The following is an 8,186-nucleotide window of genomic DNA, read 5'->3' on the forward strand; positions in this document are numbered from 1 at the left end:
GAATGCCTGCGGTGCGGTCGCCACCACCTATCTGGGCGGCACGCCCGGATTTCCGGCTGCTGATGGTATCCTCGCGTTCATCCGTCAACACGGAAGGAGCCGGCATCCCAGTTGAACCGGGCGTCACAGCTGAGGTCCGGCCGCCTGGGTGTCAGATCCAAACCGCACTCCTGCCGTACCCGACTCGCCTTTCTCGACTTCTGTGGTGAGACGATACCGACTTCCAGTTCCTCACGCACGACGGAGGTGGCGAGGCGTGCCCCCGCTGTTATTGCCGGCCCGAACCATCCTGAAACCCCGCGACATCCGGGTTCTCCAGATACTGGCAACCTGGTACCCGTGTTGGCTCAGCGCCAGAGACGTGGGCGTGGCCCTCGGACTCAGCGACACGTCGGCCTCATCGCGGGCCATGGCGTCCCTGCGAAGGCTGGTCCGGGCCAGGTGGGTCGAACGGCGAGGCCGGACCAAGGGCATGTATCGCTACGTACCGGCCAGGGAGGCGGAAGAAGCCTGGTAGCTTCGCCCCTGGCTGCCTGCTCGGCCTCGTGGCTGCTTCAAGCGGCCACGCGGCCCACGGCTTCCCGCACGGCTTCAAGAAACTCCGGTGCAAATCCCCGCCCGGCGATCTCGACCGCGGCCCGCACGTGGTCCAGGCTCTTCGACCCGACCAGCACGCAACTGACCCCGGGTGACGTGTAGAGGAAAGCCAGGGCGACCTCCGGCAGGCGATCCCAGTCGCCGTCAACGAGGTCGAGGAACGGGGCCAGCCGCCGCTGCAGCCCCGTGTCGGCCGCGGCCAGTGCCCGGGCCTTGCCGGTCAACCGGCCCATCGCAAGCCCGCCCCGCACCAGCACCCCTATGCCGCGCCGGGCGGCTTCTTCGATGAGCCGGCCCGCCGCCGGGTTCAGCAAGCTGTATTCGACCTGCAGGACGTCGAAAACGCCGCGCTCGATACAGGGCCCGATGAGATGGGTCGGCGGCGACGCGCCCAGAAACCGCACCTTGCCCTCCGCCTGGGCCTCCCGCATCGCCCGCAACGTCTCGCCCTCCGCGAGCACCCGCTCGGGGTCGGGGCCGAAATGGATCTGCATGATGTCGATCCGGTCGGTCTGGAGCAGCCGCAGGCTCATGTCGATGGACGCCTTGACGGCCTCGTAACTGAAGTCGTAGTACGTGCCGGGATCGGCCGAATGCTCACCGCACTTGCTGGCCAGGATGAACTCGCTGCGCCGGTGCGAGATAGCGCGGCCGACGCGTTCCTCGCTGAGGTGGTAGGCACGGGCCGTGTCGATGAGGTTGATGCCGAGGTCAAGCACACCGTTCAGCACCTGGGCGGCGGCCGCTTCGTCCGGGCGGCGCCGCTGGACCTCGTCTCCCAGCCCCCAATCCCTTCCTATCTCAAGGGCGCCGAACCCGATGAAAGTTACCCCAAACCCTGTCCGGCCGAGTAGCCTCCGCTCCAGGGCCGGCATCGAACAGCTCACGGCGCACACCCCCTCCAGCGCGTACGCACTCCTACGAGGCCCGGCACCGTTGCACCTGCTCCGGGGCGATCCTGGCCCCCAGGATTGCGGCAGGCGACCCCGAAGTACATAGGGGGTTTCCGGACGGTGGAGATGATAGGGAGGTCGGTAGGGCGCATGACGTCCGCTCGTGCGCGCCGCAATGGAGCCATGAGGCTCCGGCTTTCGTGGATGGCTCCCCTGTTGGCAGCCTCGGTTTTGGTCTCTACCGCGGCCTTCGCAGAGGATACCGTGCCGCCTGGTGAAAGCACCGAGGAGTCGGCCCAGGGCGAGATCGGCCGCGGGGAGGCGGTCCTCCTCGATCAGATTGCTACCTACTTCGATGTCGGTGTCGAGGAGCTTCTGGCGCTTCGGGCGCAGGGCTTCGGGATTGGCGAAATCATCATCATTTACAGCCTGGCCACCAACGCGGAAGGCCAGGCGCTGGCCGATCAGGTCGCTGCCATACTGAAGCTGCGGCAAGAAGGGCTTGGTTGGGGTGGGATCGCGGCCCAATTGGGCGTCGAACCCCGAGCCCTGGGTCACGCGGTAGCCGGCGTACTCGGAGGGCCGAAGTCCGGCCCACAAGCGGCGCTGTCCAGGGAGCAGCAGCGGGTTCGGGAAGAGGAGCGCCTTCGGGTGGCCCTAACCGTGCAGAGCCTGCTTCCCGAACGGGCGCGGACCGAGGTGTCGCCGGTCATCGAACAACTTCGTATCCAGGTGGCCGCCGCGGCCACCAGGGACAAGCGCAGTGAGGCCCCAACCACAGGAGCCAACGGCGGTGGCCAGGGAGCTGGCGGGTCGCCCGGCGGTGGACCCGGCAAGGGCGAGCAGGGCTGCTGCTCCAAGGGCGGTGACGCTTCGAAGGGCGGTCCGAACGGGAAGTGACGGCACGAAACCAGAGGCCCCGGGAAAGCCCTCCCGGGGTCTCTGTCTCGGCGGCTTCTGTGCGGCGAAACGGTGTCTGACACGGTCCTCGCCTTCCGCGTCGGCTGTGGCTCGGGCGACGGACCCGGTGCGGTCAGGCTTTCTTGGAGCGCGCCAGCGACCTCGCCATGCGTTCCAGCTTGAAGACCGTCGTGAACTCCACGTTCTTGCTGATCCACAGCTTCCCGGTCATGATGGCCTGCGTGAGCGAGCCCCGGTAGGCCAGCGCGTTCAGCAGCACGGCCGGGTCGGCGACGACCATCACCAGGTCGGGAGCTGCGGCCGTTCCTTCTTCAACCGTCAGGTCGCCGTTGGCGATCTTCATCACCAGCGTGCCGCCCGTCGTCTTCACCAGGATGGTGCGCCACCAGTTGGCGATGTCCCGCCGCGCCCGCTCGTTGGCCGAAAGCTCCCGCGCCAGCGCGGAGAGTTGGGCGGCGATCTCGTGGAAGCGCGCGGCATCCTGCGCCGTGGCGGAGGGCAGCGGGGGTTCCGTCGCCCGCTCCCAGTCGAGTTCGGACTCCTCCAGGCCCTTTTTCGCCACCTGGTCAGGCGTCAGCTCCGCCGTCGGGACGCAGAAGATGTCCGTGATCTCACCCTTGCGTTCGCTACGGAAGACCACCTTCACCTCGGTGCCCTTCCGGAAGATGCCCGGCACCAGGATGCCCCGGGTGGTGTAGAGGTTGACGCTGAGTGCCGTATCCGCGCCCCTCAGTATCGCCCGCCCCCGCCCGAACGGCACCTGCTGCTGGAACAGCGAGTTGGCAAAGTACGTCACCGGCGGCGTGGCGACCAGCTGGCCCACGTCGCCCACCTCGACCAGCTCGGTGGGGGCAAAGCCGCAGTCCGGGCACCGGGTCACGAAAGGCGGTACTCGGACCAGCCCGCACCTGGTGCACCGGGCGCCCAGGATGCGCTTTTCGTCCCGCAGCGCCAGGAAGAACGGCGAGAACTCCCCCATGCTCCGCCGGTAGAAGGTGAACATCGCGTCGTTCAGCAGAAGGTAGGGGCGACCGCCGACGTTCACCACCTCGGAACGTGCATCCGGAATGGCCTCGAGCGGGATTACCTTGGCGTCAGCCATTGACCCGACCCCTCCCCTACCGCTGCTCCAGGATGAGCACGACGCCATACTGGGCTACGGTGCTTCCGGTGCCGTGCACCAGAGCTCGGCGAAGTCCTCGGCGGATGAGTTCCCGGCGGGCCGACCAGGCCGACATGATGTTGCTGGCCCCCACCGCATGGCCGCTGTACAGGAGCCCGCCCGACGGGTTGACCAGGATGGGGCCGCCCGGCATCATCAGGCCCTCCTCTATCACCGAGTCGGCCCGCCCGAGCGGGACAAAGCCCATCTCCGCCATGCTGATTTCGAGCTGGTGGACGAAGGCGTCGTGCAGCTCGATGACGTCGATCTCCTTGAGCGGGTTCTTGATGCCGGCCATCTCGTACGCCCGCTTCGCCGCCAGGTGGTGAGAGAGGATGCGGTGCATGATCTTGTGGTTCTTGCCGGCGAAGGAGGGCTCGTTGGCCTCCCCGACGCCCGTCACCCAGATGACCGGCTTCCCGGTGTTGCGGGCAATGGCTTTGGCCGTCTGCTCCTCGGCCATGATCACCGCCGCGGCGCCCTCGGAATAGACGCAGATTTCCAGTTCCTTGAACGGGTAGACGACAATGCGGGAGTTGAGCACCTCCTCCGGGGTGACCTGGTCGAACCGCCGCTGGGCGAACTCGTTGTCCCTGGCCTGCTGGCTGAGCTGGGCGGCCACCTGCGCGGTGATCTCGGGCTTCAGGTCGCCCGGATGCTCGTCCATGTACGCGAGCACCACCTCGGCGTAGCTGTCGGAGGCCGTCCACCCCAGCTTCTGCTCGAAGAAGCTATCGCCCGACCAGCCGATGGTCTTGATCACCTCGGGGGTTGCCGACATGGACTGGAAGTCGAAGCAGTCGGTGGCCTTCTCCACCCCCAGCACCAGCAGGGTCTTGAACCTTTCCGCCGCAAGGTACGCGTGCGCCACCGACATGGCGTAGGCGCCCGTGGCGCCACCGTTGCTCACCCGGACGCCGAACTTGTTTTCGAGCCCGATGACGGCCTGCAGGGGGTGTTCGGGGATCGCGGCCCGCTGGAAGATGTCGTTGTAGATGCCGTAGACCACACCGTCCACGTCGTCCACGCCCAGGCCTGCGTCCTCCAGCGCAGCGGCCGTGGCCATCTGGGCCAGCTCGTAGTACGTCTTCTCGTACCACCTGGCCTTGAACGGCGTGACCGCCGCCCCCACGATGCCAACGCGGCGCAATGCTGCCACTCCTTTCGCCGGCGATAGGGGGTTTGATAACGCTTTCCTGGTGAGCAGTTCGGGAGCAGGAGAGATGATTCCTCCGGCTGGCAAGGGGCGGCGGCGCCGAACGCCGCCTCCAGGTCAGCGGGCGGCCGGACGGTTTTGAGCGAGCCTCTGGCGGAATAGGAAAAGCCCTGGGGGTCCGTCCCCATGGACGGCAACGGCGCAGGTGTACGGGAGGCAGTGCCGGACCGGGAGCAGAGCCGAATCTGGCGCTTCGGGCTCTGGTGTGCGGCCTGGCTCGTGTCGCTCAGTGTGCCGCTTGCGGCGGCCACCGATTCGGCCAGGCCCGCACGTCCTCCGGTATGCGGCGAGGTGTCGGTAGTCGGCGCCCCCGGCCAGGAGGACCGGCCTGAGGACGTCCGTGAACTGCAGTTGGGCCTGCGCCTTCTGGCGCTCTTCCCGCACCCTCTCGATGGCCGCTATGAACCCCATACCCGCGAGGCCGTCCGGCTCTTCCAGAGGCAGCACGGGCTCCCGGCCGACGGCGTGGCGGGCCCCGAAACCTGGCGGGCCCTGGCCCAGGCATTCGAGCAGCAGGCTTCCGACCTCATCGGCTCGCAGCGGGAGGCGGCCCGCACCGCACCACCGCCTGAGGGAGTCCCCCTCCACCCGGACGTCAAGCCCGGAGGCTACTGGGCCGTGGTCGACACCGTCCGCCTGAACCTCACGCTGTACCGGGACGGGGACGTACAGGGCCGGTGGCCCATCGCCGTCGGCAAACCCTGGACCATGACGCCGGTCGGCGAGTGGAAAATCGTGGACAAAGGGTTTGCGGAGGGCGTGTTCGGCACTCGCTGGATCGGGCTCGACATCCCGTTCGGCAGTTACGGCATTCACGGAACCGACCGACCCTGGTCTATTGGAACCTACGCCAGTGCAGGCTGCATCCGCATGTACAACCACGACGTCGAACGCCTCTATGACCTGCTGCCCCACGGAACGCCCGTGACCATCACCGGCGTCCTGCCGCCCGTCGCCTGGGACACGCCACTCGGCCCGGGCTCCGTGGATTTCAGCGTCCCGTTGCTTCAGTGGGCGCTGCGCCAGCACGGCTTCGACCCGGGCAGGGCGGACGCCCGCGTGGGGCCGGCCACCATGCGGGCCATCGTGGAGGCCCAGAGGGTGTTTGGACTCCCGAGGCTACCGGTGGCCACCCCGGACCTGTTCCGGGCTCTGGGGCTGAGACGGTGAGCCCCGGGGTTCATGCTCTGCTTGCGCGGCCACGAATAAGTCGCGACAGGCAAGCCCGCGACATGGACGGTACTCCTCCCGTTCGTCGTCCGGCCCCTCGTACTTGACAGACCGCGAACTTCGCCCAACGGTCGATCGCTGCGGCCTCGTCCAGCTCCCCGGGAATGGTCAGAAGCCGCATCGGGCCGCTTGTAACACGTCTGGTGCATCCCTGCGCCAAAAAACTCCGTGCGCGTTACCTTGTTTCGACAGAAAAGCACAAATTGCCAGAGATGGATGGGCATGCCGCCAGCGCCCCGTTGACTGGCGGCCTGGTTAGGGTATCCATTACAAGGAGACTTTAGGCAATCCGAAACGGCAAACCTGCCGAAAGGCAGGGGCGCAAAGCCACGGGTCTACAGCTCCGAGCGGGGCCAGGATGGCCGGGCTGCCGAAGGTTGCCGCCGAGGGCAAGCCGCCTTCTCCGCGGCGATCTTGGGATGCCGCCGGCAGGGCGGTTTTTTCCTGTCCGAAAGGCCCTCTCCCGGTCTCCGCCGCGGGGCGGAAAGGGGCAAGGATCGATGAGGCTGTTGAGAATGTGCTCTCGAAGGGCGTGGTTTGCAGGGCTTGCATTGCTGACGGCGGTGTGGCTCGCGAGCGCGCCAGCAGTTTACGCCGCCACGGCAACCGCGACCGCCACGGCCAGCGTGTGGGCTGCGCTCACTATCACCAAGTCCACGGATCTCAGCTTCGGCGTCGTGTCGGTCGGCACAACGGGCGGTACGGTAGTAGTGGACACCGCCGGTGCTCGGACAACAACAGGCGACGTTGTGGCCGAGGGTGGCACCGTCAGCGCGGCAAGCTTCTCGCTTACGGGCGAACCCAGCAAGACCTACACGGTCACTTTGCCAACGTCGGCCAGCATCACGTATACCGACGCCGCCGGCACCGTCTACAGCATGACTGTCGACACCTTCACCAGTAGTTCCGCGAGTGGAACCTATACGCTCGATGCCAGCGGCAACGACACGCTCTACGTCGGTGCCACGCTGAACGTAGCGGGCAGTCAACAAAAAGGAGACTACAGCGGCACGTTCGATGTAACGGTGGAGTACCAGTAGGAGTGGCGAGGGCAATCGCCTCATCGCTGTCGCCGAGATTGAGCCTGTGGCCAAGCCTTGCTTCCCGCCGCCTTTCCGGTGGGGGAGGCAAGGTGCTTGACTGAATCGGGCCGGTCCGGGCCCGGCTCAGCGGTACAAGGGAGCCGTTGCCTATGCAGTCTGGCCTTCATTGTGCTCGGCAGGGCACCCCTCCAGGTTTCCGGGGCTTTTCCCTGGCACGGGCAGCCGTCGCAGGGGTCGTGCTCTTGATGGTGGGGCTTGCCATAGGCTCTTCTGTCGTGAACGCGCAGACGGCCATTTCCGTCTCCGTGTCCGCCGACCTTCGGTTCGGCGATATCGTCCCCGGTAGCACGTCGGGTACTGTCACGATCGACCCTGCCGGGGCCCGTACGGTGTCGGGCGGCGTCATCGCCCTCGGCGAGAGTTATGGCGCCGCAAGCTTCACCGTCAGCGGCGAGCCCGGCTACTCGTACACGGTCACTCTGCCGTTGAGCGCCACCCTGGCAAGTGGCACCAACAGCATGGTGGTCGACACCTTTACCAGCAGCCTCGACCCCGACGGGGTTGGCACGCTCGACGCGAACGGCAACGGCACGTTCACCGTTGGTGCCACGCTTCACGTCGATGCCGGCCAGGCCCCGGGAACGTACTCGGGCAGCTTCGATGTCTCGGTCGACTACCAGTAGGCAGGGGGCGGACTGAACGTGATCGGCAGGAAGTCGTGGTGGCTTTCACGATCTCCCCTGGTGGCGCTGGGGTTCGTTGCCGCCTCGATCCTGCTACCGGTGTCGATCCGCGCCGCGGAGCACGGCGCCGGGCTCAGGGTGGTCCCCACCCGCGTCGTCTTCGAGGGCAACAAGCGCACCGGTGCGGTGAACGTCATCAACACCGGCACCGAGACCGCCACCTACCGTATCATGTTCGTCCAGCGGCGGATGCGCGAGGACGGGAGCTTCGAACCGATTGATACGCCGGCGCCGGGGGAACGGTTTGCGCACCAGTTGGTCTACTTTGCCCCGAAGATGGTGGTGTTGCCTCCGGGCAGCCGGCAAACCGTGCGGCTGCAACTGCGCACGCCTGCCGGGCTTGAACCGGGAGAGTACCGTTCCCACCTGCTCTTTCAGGCC

General features: G+C 66.9%; 9 protein-coding genes and 1 riboswitch. Of the genes, 6 read left to right on the plus strand and 3 right to left on the minus strand.

Annotation, left to right across the window (positions count from 1 at the left end):
* The first annotated feature begins 256 nt into the window (after positions 1 to 256).
* Entirely contained in the window at positions 257 to 517 is a 261-nt protein-coding gene (locus AB1609_10740; protein ID MEW6046944.1) for a hypothetical protein, read from the plus strand.
* A 37-nt stretch (positions 518 to 554) separates the two neighbouring features.
* On the opposite strand, the gene AB1609_10745 is transcribed toward AB1609_10740, so the two are convergent.
* Complete coding sequence (locus AB1609_10745) at positions 555 to 1,484, minus strand: aldo/keto reductase (GenBank protein MEW6046945.1); 930 nt, start codon at positions 1,482 to 1,484, stop codon at positions 555 to 557.
* 156 nt (positions 1,485 to 1,640) lie between these two features.
* On the opposite strand from AB1609_10745, the gene AB1609_10750 reads away from it, so the two are divergent.
* Complete coding sequence (locus AB1609_10750; GenBank protein ID MEW6046946.1) at positions 1,641 to 2,390, plus strand: hypothetical protein; 750 nt, start codon at positions 1,641 to 1,643, stop codon at positions 2,388 to 2,390.
* Between the two features lie 133 nt (positions 2,391 to 2,523).
* Here AB1609_10750 and AB1609_10755 read toward each other — a convergent pair whose 3' ends face one another.
* A complete protein-coding gene (locus tag AB1609_10755; GenBank protein MEW6046947.1) occupies positions 2,524 to 3,513 on the minus strand; it encodes an SCP2 sterol-binding domain-containing protein in 990 nt (329 codons plus the stop codon).
* Positions 3,514 to 3,529: 16 nt separating this feature from the next.
* Positions 3,530 to 4,723, minus strand: a complete 1,194-nt coding sequence (locus tag AB1609_10760) for a thiolase family protein (protein ID MEW6046948.1) — start codon at positions 4,721 to 4,723, stop codon at positions 3,530 to 3,532.
* A 192-nt stretch (positions 4,724 to 4,915) separates the two neighbouring features.
* Here AB1609_10760 and AB1609_10765 point away from each other — a divergent pair, with 192 nt between their 5' ends.
* From AB1609_10765 to AB1609_10780, 4 genes are all read left to right on the plus strand, one after another.
* The gene (locus AB1609_10765) at positions 4,916 to 5,959 is read left to right on the plus strand and encodes a peptidoglycan-binding protein (GenBank protein ID MEW6046949.1); all 1,044 of its coding nucleotides are present in this window, start codon (positions 4,916 to 4,918) and stop codon (positions 5,957 to 5,959) included.
* 346 nt (positions 5,960 to 6,305) lie between these two features.
* Positions 6,306 to 6,394, plus strand: a riboswitch (cyclic di-GMP riboswitch).
* Between the two features lie 176 nt (positions 6,395 to 6,570).
* Positions 6,571 to 7,059, plus strand: a complete 489-nt coding sequence (locus AB1609_10770; GenBank protein MEW6046950.1) for a DUF4402 domain-containing protein — start codon at positions 6,571 to 6,573, stop codon at positions 7,057 to 7,059.
* A gap of 152 nt (positions 7,060 to 7,211) precedes the next feature.
* Positions 7,212 to 7,745, plus strand: coding sequence for a DUF4402 domain-containing protein (locus AB1609_10775; protein ID MEW6046951.1), 534 nt, complete (start codon positions 7,212 to 7,214; stop codon positions 7,743 to 7,745).
* Positions 7,746 to 7,763: 18 nt separating this feature from the next.
* The coding region (locus tag AB1609_10780) for a hypothetical protein (GenBank protein MEW6046952.1) at positions 7,764 to 8,186 on the plus strand (423 nt) is incomplete at its 3' end.

Source organism: Bacillota bacterium, assembly GCA_040754675.1.
In the GTDB taxonomy this organism is placed as follows: domain Bacteria; phylum Bacillota; class Limnochordia; order Limnochordales; family Geochordaceae; genus Geochorda.

Excerpts from the sequence above, each read along its gene's own strand:
- AB1609_10750 (MEW6046946.1), top strand. The coding sequence starts at position 1,641 with ATGACGTCCGCTCGTGCGCGCCGCAATGGAGCCATGAGGCTCCGGCTT.
- AB1609_10755 (MEW6046947.1), bottom strand. The coding sequence starts at position 3,513 with ATGGCTGACGCCAAGGTAATCCCGCTCGAGGCCATTCCGGATGCACGT.
- AB1609_10765 (MEW6046949.1), top strand. The coding sequence starts at position 4,916 with ATGGACGGCAACGGCGCAGGTGTACGGGAGGCAGTGCCGGACCGGGAG.
- AB1609_10775 (MEW6046951.1), top strand. The coding sequence starts at position 7,212 with ATGCAGTCTGGCCTTCATTGTGCTCGGCAGGGCACCCCTCCAGGTTTC.